The sequence below is a fragment of the Sphingomonas sp. SFZ2018-12 genome, from assembly GCF_022496715.1.
GTDB lineage: Bacteria > Pseudomonadota > Alphaproteobacteria > Sphingomonadales > Sphingomonadaceae > Sphingomonas.
The window spans coordinates 1,010,443-1,029,653 of sequence record NZ_WTFM01000001.1 but is presented as its reverse complement, the minus strand read 5'-3'; the positions used below and the strand labels follow the sequence as shown (position 1 = coordinate 1,029,653).

20 protein-coding genes are annotated in these 19,211 nt (G+C 61.3%); 6 read left to right on the top strand and 14 right to left on the bottom strand.

Annotated elements, in window-relative coordinates; translation table 11 throughout:
* Nucleotides 1-17: 17 nt before the first annotated feature.
* The 3 genes from GO308_RS04755 to GO308_RS04745 are packed head-to-tail and all read right to left on the bottom strand — an operon-like array spanning nt 18 to nt 5,118.
* Entirely contained in the window at nt 18-3,749 is a 3,732-nt protein-coding gene (locus GO308_RS04755; protein WP_240884137.1) for a DUF6079 family protein, read from the bottom strand.
* Between the two features lie 21 nt (nt 3,750-3,770).
* Entirely contained in the window at nt 3,771-4,229 is a 459-nt protein-coding gene (gene brxF / locus GO308_RS04750) for a BREX-3 system P-loop-containing protein BrxF (RefSeq protein ID WP_240884135.1), read from the bottom strand.
* Complete coding sequence (locus tag GO308_RS04745; protein WP_240884134.1) at nt 4,222-5,118, bottom strand: WYL domain-containing protein; 897 nt, start codon at nt 5,116-5,118, stop codon at nt 4,222-4,224. The genes brxF and GO308_RS04745 overlap by 8 nt, the downstream gene beginning before the upstream one ends.
* A 408-nt stretch (nt 5,119-5,526) precedes the next feature.
* On the opposite strand from GO308_RS04745, the gene GO308_RS04740 reads away from it, so the two are divergent.
* The 4 genes from GO308_RS04740 to GO308_RS04725 are packed head-to-tail and all read left to right on the top strand — an operon-like array spanning nt 5,527 to nt 7,105.
* Nucleotides 5,527-6,168: a S24 family peptidase gene (locus GO308_RS04740; protein WP_007688341.1), complete on the top strand. Its 642-nt coding sequence runs from the start codon at nt 5,527-5,529 to the stop codon at nt 6,166-6,168.
* A 12-nt stretch (nt 6,169-6,180) separates the two neighbouring features.
* Nucleotides 6,181-6,606 carry a hypothetical protein gene (locus GO308_RS04735; RefSeq protein ID WP_081096462.1) on the top strand — a complete coding sequence of 142 codons (426 nt, stop codon included), beginning with the start codon at nt 6,181-6,183 and terminating at the stop codon, nt 6,604-6,606.
* Entirely contained in the window at nt 6,603-6,908 is a 306-nt protein-coding gene (locus GO308_RS04730; protein ID WP_073977409.1) for a DUF5818 domain-containing protein, read from the top strand. The genes GO308_RS04735 and GO308_RS04730 overlap by 4 nt, the downstream gene beginning before the upstream one ends.
* Entirely contained in the window at nt 6,908-7,105 is a 198-nt protein-coding gene (locus GO308_RS04725) for a hypothetical protein (RefSeq protein WP_230190499.1), read from the top strand. The genes GO308_RS04730 and GO308_RS04725 overlap by 1 nt, the downstream gene beginning before the upstream one ends.
* A gap of 24 nt (nt 7,106-7,129) precedes the next feature.
* Here the strand turns inward: GO308_RS04725 and GO308_RS04720 are convergent, their stop codons facing one another.
* The 4 genes from GO308_RS04720 to GO308_RS04705 all read right to left on the bottom strand — a co-directional run bounded on the left by GO308_RS04720 (nt 7,130) and on the right by GO308_RS04705 (nt 13,123).
* On the bottom strand, nt 7,130-7,369 hold the full coding sequence (locus GO308_RS04720; protein WP_202084600.1) for a hypothetical protein: 240 nt from the start codon (nt 7,367-7,369) through the stop codon (nt 7,130-7,132).
* 70 nt (nt 7,370-7,439) lie between these two features.
* Nucleotides 7,440-10,367 carry a MobF family relaxase gene (gene mobF / locus GO308_RS04715; protein ID WP_240884132.1) on the bottom strand — a complete coding sequence of 976 codons (2,928 nt, stop codon included), beginning with the start codon at nt 10,365-10,367 and terminating at the stop codon, nt 7,440-7,442.
* A 37-nt stretch (nt 10,368-10,404) separates the two neighbouring features.
* Complete coding sequence (locus tag GO308_RS04710) at nt 10,405-12,801, bottom strand: type IV secretion system DNA-binding domain-containing protein (protein WP_240884119.1); 2,397 nt, start codon at nt 12,799-12,801, stop codon at nt 10,405-10,407.
* Complete coding sequence (locus GO308_RS04705; RefSeq protein WP_240884117.1) at nt 12,791-13,123, bottom strand: hypothetical protein; 333 nt, start codon at nt 13,121-13,123, stop codon at nt 12,791-12,793. The genes GO308_RS04710 and GO308_RS04705 overlap by 11 nt, the downstream gene beginning before the upstream one ends.
* Before the next feature lie 439 nt (nt 13,124-13,562).
* Between GO308_RS04705 and GO308_RS04700 the strand changes: the two genes are divergently transcribed.
* Complete coding sequence (locus GO308_RS04700) at nt 13,563-13,757, top strand: hypothetical protein (protein ID WP_240884115.1); 195 nt, start codon at nt 13,563-13,565, stop codon at nt 13,755-13,757.
* A 102-nt stretch (nt 13,758-13,859) separates the two neighbouring features.
* On the opposite strand, the gene GO308_RS04695 is transcribed toward GO308_RS04700, so the two are convergent.
* A complete protein-coding gene (locus GO308_RS04695) occupies nt 13,860-14,096 on the bottom strand; it encodes a hypothetical protein (protein WP_007688359.1) in 237 nt (78 codons plus the stop codon).
* Between the two features lie 323 nt (nt 14,097-14,419).
* On the opposite strand from GO308_RS04695, the gene GO308_RS04690 reads away from it, so the two are divergent.
* Complete coding sequence (locus GO308_RS04690) at nt 14,420-14,650, top strand: DUF6437 family protein (RefSeq protein ID WP_231467505.1); 231 nt, start codon at nt 14,420-14,422, stop codon at nt 14,648-14,650.
* A 115-nt stretch (nt 14,651-14,765) separates the two neighbouring features.
* On the opposite strand, the gene GO308_RS04685 is transcribed toward GO308_RS04690, so the two are convergent.
* The 6 genes from GO308_RS04685 to GO308_RS04660 all read right to left on the bottom strand — a co-directional run bounded on the left by GO308_RS04685 (nt 14,766) and on the right by GO308_RS04660 (nt 19,166).
* A complete protein-coding gene (locus GO308_RS04685) occupies nt 14,766-15,155 on the bottom strand; it encodes a single-stranded DNA-binding protein (RefSeq protein WP_240885200.1) in 390 nt (129 codons plus the stop codon).
* A 359-nt stretch (nt 15,156-15,514) separates the two neighbouring features.
* Nucleotides 15,515-15,940 (bottom strand): hypothetical protein, encoded by a 426-nt coding sequence (locus tag GO308_RS04680; RefSeq protein ID WP_240884113.1) that lies wholly within the window; start codon nt 15,938-15,940, stop codon nt 15,515-15,517.
* 10 nt (nt 15,941-15,950) lie between these two features.
* On the bottom strand, nt 15,951-16,412 hold the full coding sequence (locus GO308_RS04675) for a DUF6878 family protein (RefSeq protein ID WP_240884111.1): 462 nt from the start codon (nt 16,410-16,412) through the stop codon (nt 15,951-15,953).
* Nucleotides 16,413-16,534: 122 nt separating this feature from the next.
* Entirely contained in the window at nt 16,535-17,488 is a 954-nt protein-coding gene (locus GO308_RS04670) for a DUF2493 domain-containing protein (protein ID WP_240884110.1), read from the bottom strand.
* 302 nt (nt 17,489-17,790) lie between these two features.
* Entirely contained in the window at nt 17,791-18,213 is a 423-nt protein-coding gene (locus tag GO308_RS04665) for a hypothetical protein (protein ID WP_240884108.1), read from the bottom strand.
* Nucleotides 18,214-18,224: 11 nt separating this feature from the next.
* Nucleotides 18,225-19,166: a zincin-like metallopeptidase domain-containing protein gene (locus GO308_RS04660; protein WP_240884105.1), complete on the bottom strand. Its 942-nt coding sequence runs from the start codon at nt 19,164-19,166 to the stop codon at nt 18,225-18,227.
* Between the last annotated feature and the right edge of the window lie 45 nt (nt 19,167-19,211).

Below are 19,211 nucleotides of genomic sequence, written 5' to 3'. Positions count from 1 at the left end.
GGAATGGGGGCGCGTGATCACTCGACGACAAAGCGCAGCTTGGTCGTGTCTTTGCCCTTGCAACGGCCGTTTAGGAACGCCTCGAAGCGTTTACGAAGATCCTCCGGCGTCGCGGGCGACCCTCCTTGCAGCAGCGCTTGTCTGATATCCTCACCACTCACGTTGATCTTCTCCAACCCAGACAGCGCCTCCTGAACAGCGGCGACAAACTCAGGCGTCACTGGCTCCGGCAGTGCCTTCGAAGAAATGAAGCCATTGACGATGCCACGGGCAGCAGGCTTGAGAAGATCAAAGTTTTCCTGGATGATTGGGTCATCGAGGTTGTCGAGCAGCGTCTGCCTCCAGCCGTCGATCAGCCGATCAAGTTCATCGTCCATCTGCTTCAGAACATTCGCAGCCGGTAGCAAATCTCCTTGCTCATTCGCAGGCCGGAAGCCGCAGTGCGGGCACACCGGGCTGGCCGATAGATCAGATTCTAGAAGCGATGCGCAGCTTTTGAGCTTGTCCAGCTTCTCTTCAAAGGTCGTGAGCTGGCTGGTCGGCATCAAAGATATACCAGCCAATGCCCGCATCGCGATAAGCCGCGGGTCCTTCCGCAACGCCGACTTCGTGTTCTCTTCTGTGCCCCCAAGGCGCGCCTTGCTGTGCTGTCCTACATAAGCGGAGATGTAATCTTTCTTCAGCTTGGCTAGCGTTTGTCGGTATTCGGCAGCGTGTTGCGAAGCCCCGTCACCAGAGAGCTTTTCGAGAACTTTCTTTCGCGCATCCTGAGCCTGCACAACCCACGCGTGGTCCGCCGTCAAGATCATCTCGGCCTGCGACAGATAGCTGGCAGTGGTGCCAAGCTCAGCGACCAGCTCCAGCATACCTTCAACGGCCTGCAGGACCTCGAGGTTCTTGTTCTGGCTGCTGATATCGTCAGAGCCGACGCGAAGGTTTTTGAGCTTCCCGACCGTGTTGTAGGGTGCCAGGCTTTCCGAGAAGGCCTTGAGCGCATCGAGCTTAGCACGCCAGTCACGGATCTCTTCTTCCCGCAACAGCGGCTGTCCCCAAAAGCTCAACCGACCTGGCATGTCCGTAGCGACGCTGAGTACGCGCCGCGTCAATCTCCCCACCTCCTCCTGGAGCACCTTGACCGGCTCGTCCGAACCTTGCGTTGCCTGCTGCGCAAGACCGGGAGGCAGGCCCAGCATCTCGAAGAGCGAGCGCAGAACGGCGACGTTGATCTCTTTCGGCGCCTCGACATGCTTAAACTGCTTCAGCTCATCGATTGGCCGTTCGGCAAGCAGCGTGATCTTTCCGGAGTCGATCTTGTCGCCCGTGACCGCCAGTACGATGTCGCCAGCGTAAACAAGTCCACCCAACACAGCGACGAGAAGATCAGGCTCAAGCCGGAATTTGATCGGGGCAAAATACTCGACTTCAGCTTCGCCGTTCACGAGCTCAGACCGATTCAGGACTTGGCCATGCCCTTTCGATTTCAGCCGAGCCAAGACCTCCTGCGCATACCGAGACTGGGTTGGATCGATGCGATCTCCGTCGAGCATCTCAAGACCGTCGAGAATTACGACGGCATCCTTCGTTCGATTTCCACCGGCTAAGGCGCGCAGTGCATTTCCGATCAACTGCTTGCGGTTGGCTTCAGTGACCAGCGCCGAGAATGTCGGGTATTCAGGGGCTACTTCGGCAAACTGATTGCTCAGCGCCAAGCCCGAGATAACATTCACGACGTCACGGAAATTGATGCGCTCGTCAGGCCCCAGGCGCGCCTTGTCACGCAGCGAAACACCCTTGGTCCACTCCTGCAGGGTCTTGCTCTTGCCTTGATAGGTGACCTCAAAGGCCGCCATCTGCTTTTCCTGCAGCCACTTGCTCATGTCGCGCAGGGCGTCCTTGGCCTTATCGAGGTACACTGTCTTCGCACCGCCGCTGGCTGTCGAAGCGAGCTCCTGCGCCGCAGCGTAGTAGGAGAGATGCCGCTTGATCGCCTCATCTAGGCCCTTCAAGCGGAAGAAGACCTCATCCCCTTTGGTGTCGTCTCTGAACCGCGGAGGCTCGAATGGCTGGATGAAGTAGATATAAAAATCGCGCTCAGGCTGGGCCGTCGGCCGATCGTTCGGTGCGCCAAAAAAGAGATACCCGCTGCGTTCGACACGGCGTTCCTGCCATTCGATCTGGTATTGCCAGATCTGATGCCCGGTCACGTAGGCCGTGTCGTCGGTCCGCTCCATAAGCTGACGGATCGCGCTGTAGTAAGCACGGTCGAGCGCATCGTCAGACAGAGCCTCCGCACGCTTCTCGATCTGGGCATCATAGTCGACGTCCTTTTTCAGATCGAGGTAGTACTGCTCGGTATCGGCCGCCTTGGAGATAAATTGGCCGTTGACCGTCTTCAACGTCTCCCGCAGCACAGTCTGCACGAGCGAAAGGAGATCTGCTTCTGGCTCGCCCCCCATGTCTTCGATGCCGGGCTGGAACAGGCATAGCGTATCGCGAAGCTCTTCAGCCGTCGGACCGACCGGAACATAAATGTCTCCACCGGTGGTCAGCCTGTGGACAGACAAACCATCGATGATGCGCAAAGCCATCGGCTTGTATGCAGGCCTGGTAAATGCCTTCGAGACACGCTCCGAAAGCACTTCGGAGACTTTCAGGACAGGCCCAATGTTGGGGTCTGCGCGCAGAACCGAGTTGGACGTCACGGTTTCCCAGAACTTGTCATAACCGATCAAGCCCGGCCGATCTTCCGGCACCTGGTCCTTGAGGATGGCCTGGATCTGATCGCGGAGCGTCACAAGAGCACCGCGCTTCTCGGTGAAGACCAAGCGCTCGAAGGTTCCGATGTAATCAGGGTGGACCGGGAAGAGCCTGACATACTCGTCCATGCGCTCATTCATTGAGCCATAGAATTTCGCGAAAGGCGTCAGGTACGAGCGGATTTTGTCCTGCTGGTCTGCGGTCTTCTTGAGAAGACGCTCGGCCACCACGAAACTCACGTCCTGCCGCGCCAGCAAGACCTGGGTGAAGCGATCTTTAACCCGCCGCAAGCTGTCAGCGACGTGCTGGAAACGACTGCTATCGAAGATGGCTTCCTGGACACCTGCTACGAAGCGGAAACGCAGGTGCTTCGCAACTTCGCCAATCTCGCGAAGGAATGAAAGGTCCAGAACGAGGTCGTGATCCTTGCGCGATCTCAGATACTCGAGGAACTCGTCCACGACCAGCAGTACGCCGTGATTGGGATGGACATCGGCGAACGCCGCCATCATCTCCTCGAAAGCAGCCTTGTTGTTGATGACCTTGTCGGCGGCAGGGAAGGAGAAGCTGACCCCCTGCTTGTCGAGGAAAACCTCAAGCTGCTGCGTGATGATGTCGCGCAACGACATCTGGCTGGAAATCTCGATCCGGTGAACCTTGAACTTGCCAGCGATCGCGCTTGCCGCGTCAGCCACCTTGGGGTGGCGGATCATGGACACATAGTCGGCATCTTCAGCGACGAGCGAGAGCACGGACATCAGGTGAGACTTACCGGTGCCATAGTTTCCGACGACCAGGACACCCTTGTGGTCGACAGCCTCGTCGAACGAGAGCTGAGGAATCATCTGCATGGCGATCCGCTCGGCCATGTCATCCGAGATGACATAAGTCGAAACGAGCTTCTTGGCTTCGTCAGGACGATTGGCATCCAGAAGCTGGATAACCGACTCGATGGGCTCAAACTGAATGAGATCGCCATACTGCATGGTCATCTCGGAAATTCCCTTCAACGCTCAATTCAACTCGAATACGACGGCACCATCGATTGGCACCTCGCAGTGTTCACGATGCCCGGTGCGGGCATAGGTCAGTCGGCCCTCTTGAAAACGACCAGGCCATGCCGCCACTATGGGGCGAGCGTGGGCAAGCTTTTTTAAGACATCAACAGGGGCAATGCGAAGATCTTCCTCGAAAAGAATTTCGATATTGTCGAAGATCACGCACTTTTGAGAACCAGTCTCATCGATCAGTTTCCGAAGCAACGGCATAACTTCAGAACTACGCTGAAGCGACGGAATTGGGAGCAGCTTGCGCGACAACTGCGTCCCAACATTGATCAAGGGCATGCCTTCGCTCTCGGCAAGGCGCGACAGGATCTCTGTTTTTCCGCCTGCACTATTCGCGACAACAAGGATCAGCTTACTTTTCAATGTCGCTGCATCTTCAGCAAGCTGTTGCAACCGCTCAAGCATATTGCGGTCCCTCTGGCTGAGACACGCCATCGCCATGCCTTCCCGAACGAATTTCGGCCGCGTTCAAGAGCACAATCTGCTGGTCCTGGGGTCTACGTGCTGCCGGATCGGTGTCTAATCCAAGGCGCTTCAGTGCGTAGTAGAGGAGAGCCCTTCGGACCGGGATGGTCGTCACGCCCCTTTCCATTCCGTAATCGAGCTCGATCGCCTTGCGCTGACCGGCACTCAATTCGGGATGAGGCGCGATCTGGAGCTCAACCTGCTCTTCCCATTCGCTATCGCCCGAAGGCCTAGCATCTGCCGGCTTCGATGAGCGCGTATCGGTGATGCGCGAGAGAACAAAGTCTTTGAAGGCGCTACTTCGTGGGCAATGCGCGCGAGCATGCCACCTGAAGCCGTCAAACACCAAGGCATGAGGTTCGATCCACCGCCAAGCAGGCTCAGGGGAAGACATCGATTGGTAGAAGGCTTCGATCGCCTCGTGCCGCTTGATCGCCGTCACGATGGCCCTCAGAATTTTGGGCGAGACACCCCGGGCGGGAGTCGGGGCACAGGCGAAACTCGGCAAGCCCCCGATCCAGCTATCGTCGGCGGCAATGATTCCATCCGAGAGCGATCTGAGCTGGGAGAGATATTGGGCTGCGTCGGGCTGGTGGAAGACGGGGGTGAACGACGAGCTACGAACGTAAGTCCTGGCGCTCTTGTCGTAGACCATGTTGGCTTCAGCGAGGCCAAGATATCTGTTCAGATCCGTCGAAGCCTGGTTGATCGAAACGCCGAAAACGTCAATCAGGTCACTGCGGTTGACATGCCCTTCCCAGAAGAGCCTGAATTCGATGAATTCGAGGCGGCTCTCCACCCCGCGTCGCAATCCCGAATCGTTGTCCATCCCCAGATCCCCCAAGAAACTGGGCTAAACCAGTTTCTGTATGGGTAAGCGTAGTGGATGCTTGATGGCGACGCAACGAGATTCGGAAAGCTGCTGGCCCCGGTTTGGCTAATCTACCTGCGGCTAACTGTCTCTGAGCTAGCAAGAAATTCCGACACCTTCTGGCAGGTCTTGTGGCGCGGCCTGCGCCCGTCCCGAAGGTCGTGAACGAAGCGAGGATCTGCCACGACGTGCCGACCGAAGGTGCTCGGCGACGTCCTTGTTTGCGCCAGATATGCCTCGATCTGCTCCAGTAGCTCCATCACCATAGACTCGCTTTAAGCTTGCGTTCTTGTTATGTTCTTACTAGGAAGGCTTCCTAGAGTCTAGGATCGATTTTCCTAGGTGCCCGCGATAGGACTGGCAGTCATGGACGACGCACGGAGAGCCCTGGACGAACTGATCCAGCAACGAGGGGTGAATTACTCCTCAGTTTCGCGCCTGTTGGGGCGCAATGCCGCTTACATCCAGCAGTATATTCGGCGCGGCAGCCCGAGGCAGCTGGACGAGCAGGACCGCTCGGTTCTGGCGCGATTTTTCGGGGTCGATGAGAAGGTTCTTGGAGCCCCTGCCCGCCGCTCAGGCCCGGTGGTCGAACTGGTCCATGTGCCTTTGCTCAATGTCGAGGCATCGGCCGGCCATGGCGCTCTGGCCGAAATGGAAGCCAAATCCGCGCAGTTCGGCTTCGACGAGAAGTGGCTTCGCCGACTGACCGCGAGCAAGGCATCGAGCCTCTCGATTATCGCGGTCCATGGGGACTCCATGGAGCCCACCCTCCACGATGGCGACGAGGTTATGGTCGATCTCGGGGATGGCCAGTCGCGGCTGAGAGACGGGATCTATGTCCTGCGGATGGACGACATGTTGAGCGTAAAGCGCATTGCCCTCGAACCGCAGGGCAAGCGGGCGTCGGTTCTGAGCGACAACCCGGCCTATCCAAGCTGGCGCGGCCTCGAGAAACGCACGCTCAATATCGTCGGACGGGTTCTCTGGTTCGGACGGGCGCTCTAAGGTGGTTCTCTGATGCTTGCCCTCCTTGCCGCTTCGATCGTCGCTTCCGGACAGACCTTTACCTGCACACCGACTCATGTCTGGGATGGAGACGGTCCGGTCTGGTGTGCGGAAGGCCCTCACCTGCGGATCGCCGGCATCGCGGCCCGGGAAATGGACGGCACCTGCCGCACCAATCAGCCCTGCCCGAATGCCACGGCAATTGAAGCGCGCGACGCCCTTGTACAGCTGATGGGTGGCGCGAAGGGAACAATTTCGACCGGTCATGTGGTGGTCAGAGGTCCGCGGCTGACATGCCGCTCTGAGGGGTCCGCAGGCGGAAACAGGACCGCTGCCTGGTGCCGTCTGCCGTCAGGTGCCGATCTGTCATGCGCCATGATCAAGACCGGCAAGGTCCTGCGCTGGGATCGCTACTGGAAAGGCCCGGCTTGCCGGTGAGCAGCACCACGCATCTGACCGGCATCGTCGAATGGGCGGCCAACGGACCAGTGCTGCGAACTGACGGTGGCGGGACTTGGGAACTCGACAACACCCGCCAGGTACGGAAATTCATCGGCGCCCGCGTCGAAGTGGTCGGGGAGCGTTCAGGGTTCAACGGATTTGCCTGCGACCAGATATGGCCTGCCGGAAAGCCTCGACCGACTGCATTCAAACTCCGGCTCGAATTCCTTCTTGCCGCAGCCTTCGTCGCCTACGGTCTCTACGCGACGGTTGGCGGGGTCGTCAGCGTGCTTGGCTGATGCTGAGCGACTGGGAGCTCTGGGCCTGCGCCAACCATGTCCTGCAAACCCATGCAGACAAGGCAGCCTTGCACGTCGCCGAACAGATTGGGGCTCTCGCACTTGCTGGCGATGAGGCAGGCATTCGGACATGGCAGGCTATCGCCCAGCGGATTGTCCAACTGAGCTCCAACGCCCAAGATCGACCACTCCAGTAAACCTCATCGACAAGACCTGTAAGTTCATCCGATCGGCGAGAGATCGCCCGGAAACAAACACGACTGCGCGGCCGGGCCGCCCTGGCTGTCGCCTTCGATGGTGAAGCCGCGCATGCGTTCGACCAGATGACGAGCAAGATCGACCCTGGCGCTGCGCTGGGCGCGTGGATCATCGGCATTGAGCCGGACGAGCGTGTGCTCCGGCGCAACAGCCAGCGCGACTTCGAGATGGGTAAGAAGGATATCGTCGGAGATTCGGGGCATGGGCCAATGAGAACAAATAAAGAACTTTACGTCAACCGGTCATGTGCTGACGCATGGGGACAGCGGGACGCTAGATGCCGATTTCGAACGGCTTGGTGATCGACCGGTCAAGCTCTGGCGGCTTGCGTTCCGGTGCAGGAACCACACGATCCTTGGCCTGACCTTTGGCTGCCGCATCGCGGAGGAGATCGACCGTTTCCAGCGCCGAACGTTTCATGCCGGCATTGCGCTCGACCGCCGCTTCGAGCTTGCGAGCATTATCGACATAAAGCGTGAGACCATCGCGCAGCCGTGTAACTGTCACCAGGAACGTCTGCTGGTTGGCCAGATTGCGCTCGCGGCTGTCCATGACCGCAATGCCGCGATCGGAGGTCAGCCCCTGCGCCATATGGGCATTGAGCGCATAGGCAAGATCAAGACGTCGCAGCATCGGGTCGCCCTGCTCCAGCCTGTGCTCTGCGCCCAAGGATGTCTTCACCACGACAGTCTCTTTGTCGACTGCGACAATCCGGGCCTGGTCGGCATTGAGCAGGCCCCGCTGGTGATCGGTCTCGGTCCACCGGATCTTGTCGCCAGTGTAAATGTCGAGGGCGCGAACTTCGAACAGGCGCAGCGGATCCTGCTCACCTTGCGGCCGGATCTGACCGGGACGAAACTCGAACTGGCGGCCACGCTCGTTTTCCAGCGTGACTCGCTCGCGCGCCACATCGGTTCCGACCACCCGGTATTCGCCTGCTGGGAGGCCCTGGGTGCGCTGACGCCGCGCTACATCGACCACCATGCCGGGGGCATAGGTGCTCGCATAGCGCAGCTCCTCGCGGGTTACATTGACGCGGGACATGGTCTGGAGCCGCATGGTGTCAGGACCGAGCTCCCCGCTGGATTTGAGGCCGGTCTGCACAGCCTCGTTCACGGCACTGCGCAAGTTTCGGCCTGAGGCATAGATCGCGGTTGCTTCGCGCTCGGCGGTCGAGAGCGACAGCCAGGCTGCTGCGGCTTCGACAGCAACGTCATTCCCCACCTCGATCACTTGGGGTGCTAAATGGCGCATGGCATCCTCGATGCGCCCCTCTTGCGCTGCCTGTTGTGCATCTCGAAGGCCCTCTGTCCGTGCGCGGAGATTGGTGCTCATTACCGCCGTCTCGATCCCGGCCTGCTGCATCACATCGAACGGCTTTCCGGCATCGACGGCACCCAACTGCTTGCGGTCGCCAATGCTGGCAAAGCGGCCGAGTTCGAGCAGGTTTGCCAGCCGAACCAGCTTTTCCTTGTCGGCATTGCCAACCATCGATGCCTCGTCGAGCAGCACAACACTGCCGCGCATCTCAGCCCGCGCCTCGGCGAGACGGTCCGCATCGGCCCCTTCGAGGAGATCGCGGTGCCGGGCGAGGAACCGCGAGACCGTCATCGAGGGAATACCTGTATCGCGCTCGAGCATCTGGACCAGCGTGTTCTGCACCGCGAGCCCGAGCACGGCTCTGCCCTCCTCGCGCAGGATATCTGCGACAGGTTTGAGGACCGTGCTCTTGCCTGCCCCCGCGACGCCCTGGATCGCGACGATGCGGTTGTTCGAGCCAAGCAGCAAACGCCCTGCCCCTTCCTGTCCGGCGTTCAAGGTTAGGCCGTATTTGATCTGGGACAGGGCCTGCAGACGGGAGCCGGCAAGGTCGGGAGAAACAATCGCCGGCGCAGTCCCGCGCCCGTCTTCGACCGCGGCAATGATGCGCCGTTCGAGGCTTATAGCGTCGCGTGTCGTCAGCAGTTCCCGGTCGGCACCCCTGCCCTTCTCCAGATGTCCCTGTCGCAGCAGCTGGTCGACGCGCTGCTCGATGTCTGCAAGTGAAGTCGGGAGCGCAAAGCCAAGCGCTGCGCGGTAGATCTCGGCCCGGGTGAAAGCCGCCTCCCGCTCGCCCAGATGCCGCACAGCCGAGGCGACTGCATGAATTGCGGCGACCTGCTCGACACTGCGATTACTCAGCCGGGCAGGTATCAGTGGGTCACCTTCGCGCAGGCCAAGGCGCTCGGCAAAGGAGGTTGCAAGGTCCTGAACATTGCGGACAAGCGCGCGCATCGTTGGCCTCAAGCCGGTCACATTGCCAAGATCCTGCACACTGCGAGCATTGGCTCTTGCAATCACCGCGGCGGGATCAAAACCCAGCCTCACGGACGCGTCCTGCCACTGCTGCGTCAGCGCATCGCGATCTTCGATCCGCCCTTTGTCGGCCCGGGTCATCAAGGTTGCAGCATCGAGCACGCCTGGCCCTGAGAAATTCATCTGGGCGGCCGCTTCCAGGATTTCCGCTCGCCGGGAACTGAAGGCATCGCGGACCGCCTTGGGCACACCTACGGCCTCGAAATTGCCATGCTTGCCGAACTCGCCGACCTCGTAGCCGAGCTTCTCGACGCTCAGGCGAAATCGCGCCATCGTCATCGCATTGAGCAAGGTATTGTGCTGCCAGAGCTTGTCATTGCGCAGCGCCCGCCATTTGCCGTCGGCCCCTCTCGTCACATTGGCAATGACGGCATGGAAGTGGGCGTTGGGCTCCTGGTTGCGATTGGTATCGTGCTGGAAGAGCGCGATCGCAAGGTTGCCGGTCTGGACGGTACGCTCCTTTCCGCGAACCTCCATCCGGGTCTCGGCAAGGTTCTTTTCGGCCCAGCGCAGGGTTTCCCGGACGGCCGACGCATAGGCATCGAGGATCCGTTTGTCGCCGCCGACCAGAGAAAGGACCGACCAGCTTTTCGGCATCGAAAAGGTGAGGTCGGTCCCCGCCCGGTGCGCCCGGTTGTCACTGCCGACGCGGCTTCCGTCAGGCAACATCCCCTTGAGGATTGCCTCGAACTGCCGCGCGTCTACGGCCCCTTTGAGCGCGAGCGCCGCAGCGCCCTCCCCTAGCCATTCACCCGAGCGATCGGCATCCGCCCGCGTGTAGTAATTGTCGGCAGCGAAGTAGTTGGCCGCGCCGCCGGCGGTGCGGACATTGGCTACCGACAGCATCGATCGGTCCCCAACGCCAAGGCAGTTGGCGACATGCTCACATCTCCATGTCGCCAAGTTCCGGACCAGTGATCGGCGGAGGCTCGTGCTCCCGCAAACCATCCTCGATCATCAGCTTGCGCGCGGCAGCATCACTCGAGCTTTGGCTCTTCGGGTTATCCGGCTTGCCCTGTTGCAGCCCTTCCGTTCCGGGCGTGCTGGCCTGAGGCGTGCCCTTAGGCGAAGCCGACTGATCCCGCGCCGCTGCGGCTTCGCCTGTCTGGAGAAGTGGGCGGGCGGAAGGTCCAGCCTTTCGCGGCGGAGCATCGGTTCTGGTATTCGACCGGTCCGTCTTGGCCTTGCCCGCCTTGTCTTGCTCGGAACGAGTTGCCGGTTCTCGCTCCTTCGACGTCTTGCCGGGTGTGCGTTCCACTGCTCGCCCAAGATCCTTGGCAGGCGCTTCAGGCTCCTTTTTCGAGGCAGCTCGCGCACCCTGGTCGAAGGCGAGCTCGCCCTGCTTCGGGACGACCGGCTTGCCGGCGCCGTCGTCGTTCGACGAGGGATGCTCACCTCCTGTCGGCGCTGCCTTCTGCTCTGCCTGCTCCGCCGCCGGATGGATCTCCGTGACCCTTGCCTTCGGGCTGTCCTTGACCCTGGCGATGAAGGTTTCCGCCCGCTTGGGTCGGTCGATGGGCTTCAGCTTGACCGGTGCGGCGGGAAAGCCATCAGGGAACTTGATGTACCCCGACAGGCGCGGCAGGTTCATCAGCTGGTCGGGCAGCAAGAGCGGCTCGATGTGCTTGCGCGGGGTGAGGCTGACCGCATCGCGGGCATTGTTGTAGCCATAGGTGTAGCCCTCCTCCATGTCCCTGACCTGGCGATGGCCGATGAAGTCGGAGCACCAGGTGGCGGTCTCGCGGTCGGCGGTTCCAAGGATCAGTTTGGTCCGGGCGAGCGATGCCAGCGTCATCGCCATGTTCTCGCCGTAGACCTCCTTGAGCTTGGCATAAGCGTGAAGGCCAAGGACAATCGCGCCGCCGAAATTGCGCGCTGTCTGCAAGCCTTTCTCGAGGGCCGGCAGGCGGTGCAATGCACCCAGCTCATCGACGAAAAACCAGCACTTGAGATCGCGGGTGCGGGGCATCGTCATCAGCATGTTCATGGCGGTATCGAGCCAGAGCGTGAGCAGCTGCGCGCAGACGCTCATGTCGACATAGCGGGCAGAAATGAACAGGATCGAGCCTTCACTTCGGGCGCTATCGGCCCCGTCCTCGATCCACTGACGCACCGAGAAACGAGGACCGGCAGTGGGCAGCAGCTTGAGCGCCTTGGCGTTGACGTTGAAAACGGCCCGGATCGATTCTGCCATGCGGGCAGCTTCCGGCGCGGTCAGCGGATCGGCGATCGTCCCTCGCATCATGGCATGAACGCGCGACAGGTCTGCGGTCATCAGCTCACGGGCCAAGGCGTCGTTGGTCGCTCTGCCATCGGCCACGAGTTTGAGGCAGAATTCGACGAACAGGGCCCGTGCAGCGATCACCCAGAACTGGGCTTCACCGCCCCCGTCGTGGGGCACGAGGGCGTCCGCAGCGGCCCAGAACTCACCTTCGGAACGGCATTCATCGAAGAGGCTCCACTGGGGGCAGCGCGCATCGAGCGGGTTCAGAATGATGTCGCAATGGGCAGCATGGAAGTGCTCGATAAAGGCCCCGGTCAGATCGAAGACCACACAGCGCTGGCCCTTGGCTCTTGCCTCCGCAATCATGTCGGAGATTGCTACGGTCTTGCCCATACCGGTCGTGCCAATGAGCATCGCATGGCTTTGTTCGAGCCGCCAGGGATAGGAGACCGTGGCGATGTGCGATGGCCGATAGGGAAAGACCCGGGCGATCTCTCGCGGCAGGCTGAGCCGCCATTTCCAGCCCAGCGCGGTATCAAGCTCACGGGTGCGCTCGCGCCGGTTGTGTGCGGTCAATTCGTCGACGAGTTCGGGGAGCGTGACGAGCATCGCGCCGCGCTCATGTTTGCGCTCTTTGGAGCGGTCACCGAACCGCTCGGCGAACCAGTAGAAGACGGCAAAAGCGGGGACCAGCAGGAAACCGGATCGCCACAAGGCTCTGGTCAGAAGCGCCATGAGCTTCTCCCACGCATGGACCACCGGGGGGTAGTGGTCGAGCTGCGCAATCGGAAACTGGATGGTCGCGCCGAAGGCGGTCTCCAAGGTGATCCGTTTGGCAGGATCGAACTCCATGAAGCCGTAGATGGCGGCATAGATCCGCATCCAGACCAGGTAGACTTCGTGATCGGTGAGGCCTGCCGAAATGGTCCACCAGGAGGTCCATGAGATCACAAGCGCGGCAACGATCAACGGGCCCTTGAGACCGGCCGCGAACATGAAGCTGAAGTGTCCGAGCAGCTGGCTGCCGCGCGTGAAATTGACGAGGTTACGCTTCATCGGAAGCTCCATCGCCGCTAGCGGTGGAGAGACCCAGCTCCTTGCATTTGCGCGCGTAAGCCTGGTGCGCCCGACCGCGCAAAGCGTGATCGGGGTGCCCTGCCAACAGCGCATCCACACCGACCATCAGGAACACCGAGCGGCGGGAAATGCGCTCAATGGAAGCGTCGAGCCGCGAGGGAAGCTCGTCCTCTGTGCAGGCATTGGCGAGCAAGGCGCGAACCCACTCGCTCATGCTGATCCCCTTGGCCTTGGCAGCCTTGCGGATCAGCGAGCTGAGCTCGCTGGAGATGTAAACCTGGAGACAGATTGGCCGTGTCATGCACGGACTCCTTGTGGTCAGGAGCCCGATTCACACTGCGAAAGGCAGGATCGAAGCTAAGTCAGATTCAAGAACATGTCAAGAACATCGAGAGCTGCAGAATTCCGCCACTTCCGGCCTGGCCTTGGTCAAATCCACATAACTGCCCTCGCCCCCGTCACTTTTGACGGAGAAGCTGCCATTTCACAAAACTCGATCTATTCCTTTGTGATTGCATATTTTTTCTGCCCACCTTTCCTGCGACCCGTCGCGTAGGGTGTGCCCAACTGTCCCCAACTGCGAGGACAGGAACCGGCTATTGATCCTGTAACGGATGATGCGTTTTGCGATCCCCATTCCCAGGGTCCTCGGCAAGTAGCCGATCTGCGGATCGCGATAGGCACAGACGGGATCGACGCCTATGATGCAGCCAGTATTCCGGGTCGAAAGGAGGCGCTGCATGGGCCAGGTCACATTGAGTGCGACACCGAAGGGCAACGGCTTCCAGGCGACAGTCACTTACCCGAACGGGGTGTCGATCAGTTCTTCCGAGGCTTTCCCGACACAGGCAGAAGCCATTGAGGCCGCAGCGATGAAGGTTCTGAGTATGCCGGAACGGCTCGCCGATCTCGACCGTCCCGATACCCCCGACTGACGCTGGTAACCCGCCTCTCCGTACCGGCCGAGGGATGCCGAAACGGTTTACGAGCAAAAAGAAAGGAGGAAGCCCTGACGGACTTCCTCCCAAACCGGCGGGTCAGAATTCATCGCTGAGACGGCCCGGCACGGTGTCGATGACACGGTCCAGCATGGCCTTGGGCAAGGCACCGTAATCTCCTTCATCGACCGCGATGTATCCTGCCTCGTCATCGGTCAGGACGTACTGTGTGAAGTAGCTGTGAAAGGACCGGGCATGGGCCTGATCCAGGGCTGCAACGAAGGCTGCCTGATCGGCGGCGGGACCAGCAGCGGCAATGTTCAGTGAAGCGTACATGATCTTTCCTCCTGATGTTTGATGCGTCGCATCAGGAGCTGCGAAGGATGTGGGTGACGGGCTGGGTCAGGGACCGCGATAGCGGCCGCGAAGCGGCGATGGGGGCAACGATTTTTGCCGGGCTTGCCCGGTAAAAATGGTGGGGCCCCGTCGTCCTTGACGCAGCCCCAAAGCCCGCATCAGACTTGGTCTTTCTGCGAGAGAGACCTCTCCAACGCCTGCGCAGAAGCGAGACGCCTGCCCCACAAACCATTTTCCTACATGCCCCCGCAGTGCCAAGATCGGGAGCGGAGGGGACCAACGGCCTGCAAGAAGGAAGCACCATGGCCAGGTCCAAACCTACTGCACGCGATGCGCTGAGGAAGCTGCGTGAACAGCGTGCTCAACTCGAGAACGAGGAGGCTCGTCTCCGCGAAGAGGCAGCGACCGAACTCGGAAAGCTGCTGATCGAGTGCGGCGCCGAGACGATCGAACCAGCGCAACTGCGTCAGATCGTGCGAGGAGCAATGGCACTCGGAATCGAGGAAACGCTGAAGCGGATTGCTCCCGCGTAAAGCCCATCCAGCGGCGGCAAGGGGTTCGATGCCCCGCGCCGCCGCATCGCACCCGTACAAAAGAAAAGGCCCCGATGGCGTCTGCCACCGGGGCCTTGTCGTGAGGCAAGGACATTCAGTCCTCATCGATATCGGCAGCACCTTCGTTGCTGCCGGAGCGGCCCTTGGTGAGGAAGTCGACCTTGTCGGCGATGATCTCGCAGCCGTAGCGCTTGGTGCCGCTCTGATCTTCCCACTGGGTGTAGTGGATGCGCCCTTCGACCGTCACGAGCTGGCCCTTGGTGCAGTACTTGGCGACGTTCTGGCCGAGGCCGTTGAAGCAGGTGATCCGGTGGAATTCGCTGTCCTTGGCGGTGTAGCCGTTTTCGTCCTTGTAGGTCTTGCCATCCTTGCGGGCGGGACGGTCGGTCACGACCGAGATCGATGTGATGCTGGTTCCGCCCTGGGTGGTGCGGGTCTCGGGGTCGCGAGCGATGCGGCCAACGAGGATAACGAGATTGGTCATGGGCTTTCTCCTGATCGAGCATTCCGGGTCCATCCCGGCTGCAAAACCCGAGCAGAAGCGCCCCATGGCGAAGCGCACCGAAGGGAAACCCGGAACTGGTTCGGGTGGTGCGGGCAGCCGGGCACGCAGCATCGCGCCGAAAAGTGGGAACCGGTTTTCGGCAACAGCGATGCGTAAAATCGTGCCCGGCAACTCGGCCGGACCTGATCCGGGTTGCGCGTCTCGACGGGGGGTGATTCAGGGACAGGTTTGCATCGAAGCCGGGTGGAGCTGGATGCCTTGAACAGGTCTGCCCTGCCTCGTTTCCCTCCGGTCTTGGCCGGATCATCCACCCCGCCCCTCCACAGGAGAACCCCCTCTTAGATCACGGTACCGACCGCTTGAGCAGGTGGCACGCTCCTGGGCGCAACTGCTTCACCGCGGCCAGGCATATCAATCGTCACCCCTTCAGCGCCGTCGAGAGGGTTGCCGCGGAGCATCCAGGCCTGTGGCGTGATCAAGCGCGCCCAGTCCGCAAAGGAGGGGATCGAGCCCAGGTCTTCGCGTACGTGCTGTTCGCCGACCAGACGCACCGGAACGACCCGGCCATCGGCATTGACGAGGGTCTCGCCGAACAGGGTTTCGAGCATGAATATCCCCTCGGCATGGTGCCGCAGCGCGCGGTGCCGTGGGTCTGCCAAGATTGCCTTCGACTGGTCGAACCACTGGTGCAGAGGGAGATAGTCATCGACCGTGCCGCCCCATTTCCGGACCGACGAGAGGGCGTGGTAGTAACAATGTGCCATGCAGGGTCTCCTAGAGCTCGGTCGAGTGATCATCGGTGGCGATGAAGCGCAGGCTGCAGTCGAGCACGAAGGTCGCTTCAGCAACATCGATCACCAGTTCGCCGCAGGCACCGTCGTTGATCTCCCAGCCAGGATGGTGACGTTCGAGCGCCAGATAGGTCAGCTGCTCGAGAGCTTGCCCGAGTGAGTGCACCTCCGCGGAACCGTCACCATCCGAGTTGCCTGCTTCGTCGTCCAGAATGGTGACATCGGGGCACGCGATCGCGGCACCAGCGGCATCGAGGCACGCGCATTCCTCAACAGCACCGCTGTCGCCGCAGCCGTCAAAGCGGATCTCGACGCGGGCGATTCCGGCTTCCTGCAAGCGCGGGAGAATGACGGTCTTGAGCTGCTGAATCTCTTCGACCACCTGGGTCTGTCGCTCGGCCTGCCGAACGGCAAAGTCGGCCATCACGGCTTCGATATCGATCATGGAATGCCTCCTGGTAACTGAAGCCAACGGCCATTCGCTGGCTCCAAACGACAGGCGCGCGCCTTTCCTCTGACGGACGACGCCAGCGCCGACCCGGCGCTGGCGCGAGGACTGGCATGACCTCAGTCAGTGGCTGCCGAAGTGCTCTTCGGATTGGTGCCAAGGGGCCCGCGCCGATCGACCACGGTGATCCGCCGGGCCTTGGCTTCGATGACCAGACGTTCGAGCACGCCATTGCCCGGAAAGGCGATGACGTAGCGCGGATCGAGGGAGAGCATCCGCTCGTTACGCTTGAAGCCAGCACGAGCGCCCAGCCGCATGTCGAGCGAGAACGTGACCTGCGGGATGCCGCGCCGTTCGGCCCAGCTCGATGCCAGGCGGTCGACGCCCTTGGTGTCGCCACCATGGATGAGCACCATGTCGGGCACGCGGTCGCGGACCTTGTCGAGCGTTGCCCATACGTTGTTGCCGAAGGTCAGTGCATCGTCCTCGTTCGCATGACGGGTGCGCCCGCCAGCGAAAACGACAGGGGTTCCTTCGGGCACCGCCGCACGGCGCTTGGCCTCGGCACGGGCGCGCAGAAAGTCGCGCCCTTCGACGAGCGCAGAAGTCATCATGGCGCTGTGATTGAAGCGCGAACTGGAGACCGGCTTCCAGGAGGAACCAAACTCATTGAGGTACAGGGCTGCTGCGACTTCGCGCATCTCTTCGAGCGCCAGCATCGCGCTTTCGGCGCACTGCGCCCGCTCGACCTGGGTCTCAAGGTCATGGGTGTGAACCTCGGATCCATCGGCCGTAGCAATCAGCGCGCGGACCTCGTCGGTCGCCCGGTCAAGGGCCGTCGATTTGCGTTCCGCCGAGCGGTGAAAGATGTTGACGAAGGCCCAGCCAAGATCCTCGGCGTCGGCTTCAAGAGCGGTCCCGGACACCATGGCGAAAAGATCGGACCAGACTGCTTCGAGGGTTTGGACGACCGCCTCCCGGACCGGGAAATCGCTAGTCGATAGGGGAGCAGGACCGATGGAGAAGCCGGCAAGATCGAGCCCGGCGAGTTGATCGGCGAATGACGTGTGCATGGGATATCCTCCTGACTGACGTGACACCGACGCACCCGGTCATGGCTGCGCCAGCGAGAGCCCGTCAGGGCCAGCTTCAGGCAGGATTTGCGCACCCGTCAGGGGAAACCCGGCTTGGCGGGCTGGCGCGGGCAGGCCTTGAGCCCGAAGGGCCAAGGCCAACACGGGCCCGCCCAAGCCGGGTTGCGCAAGACTGGCGGCTGGTCCAGGGCCTCTTTCGCATGGCGACAGACCATGAGCGGCCGGCAAAGCTCAGTCAGGGATGGCAACCCAAAGCACGGCGCCCTGCCAACTCGTGGAGCTCAAGCTGCGCGCTTGGTGTAGACCCCCTCGCCGTTCGACATGTGCCCGAGGCAATCATAGTCGCCGAACAAGGCATCGAAACGGGATGCGATCTGGGACAGCCAGCGCTGTGCCCGCGGTGAGCGGGCCGTGCGCCAATCGGCGTCCCAATAGGGCCCGTCATCGCGCTCGACGATCCAGACGGCCACAAGCCCGCCGTAGACCGATACGCCAAAATCCGCATAGGCATTGCGCATGAGGATCCGGTCCTCCCGACCGCGCCAGCCGTCATGCGGGATTAGCGACGGGAAGGCTCGGCCGGCCCGCTTCCGCAGGTCTTCGCGCAGCCACTCGTATTCTAATTCCCAGTCGTCGTCGCTTTCGACATCAAGCACCGTGAAAGCAACGATGGCGCCGTTGGGATAGCTGACAGATCTGCCCATGACACCCTCCCTCAGGCCGCAAGCGCAGCGTCGTCGGACCTGTCATCAAACTGCTCGGGACTGACCTTCCCGCCGAGCTTCAGCAGCAGGCTCGCGGCTTCTTCGGCCTTGGCCGCAGCGGTCAGAATGGCGCGGTCGTCGTCCTTCAGAAGCCTGAGCCAATGCTCGATATAGCTCGCATGGCTGTCGAGATGCGTGACCGGCAGCCCCAGCTCGGCGCCCAGCATGGCGCTGGCGAGTTCGGCGACGAGTTCCTCGGCGGCATAGGCCGCTGTGCCGAAGCGGTTCTTGAGGTCCCGGCCCAAGCGGTTGGGATGGCCGGTCCAGTGCGACAGTTCGTGAGCGAGCGTGGCGTAGTAGTGATCGAACCCGCCAAACAGGCTGACCGGCGGCATCGTGACGCGATCCGCAGTCGGTTCGTAATAGGCTTCGCAGCCTTGGTGGCGCAGGTTGACGGGGATGGCAGCAAAGAAGACGTCGAGCTCGGCTTCGCGCCCTTCAGGCTCGACCAGTTCCAACGTTGCGGCAGGATGGAAGCGCTCAGGCAGACCCTCGACCTGATCGGCATTGAAGACCGGATAGGCCTTCAGCACCCGGCGGGCTTCGTCGGTCTTTTCGCCAGTGTCGGGAGCTTCGACCTCCTTTGTGTAGCTCTTGTAGAAGATCGCGATGGTCGACTTCTCGCCTTTGCGGACCTGAGCGCCGAGCGATTTTGCCTGATTGTAGGTCATCCAGAATGGCGAGGCGTAGCCGCACATGTCGGCGACCATCCAAAGCCAGAACACGTTCATGCCTCGGTACGGAATCCCACAGGCCCGCAAGGGCCGGGAGACCGGGACACCGCGCCACGGCTTGATCCATGGCTTCGTGCCTGCTTCCAGACGGGCGATGATTTCCTGGGTGATCCGGGTGGCGGGCGACAAGCCGCCGCTCTGCCCCTTGCGATAGGCCATGATGGTTCTCCTGATTGATGCATCTGGACAGTCGGCGACGGGTTC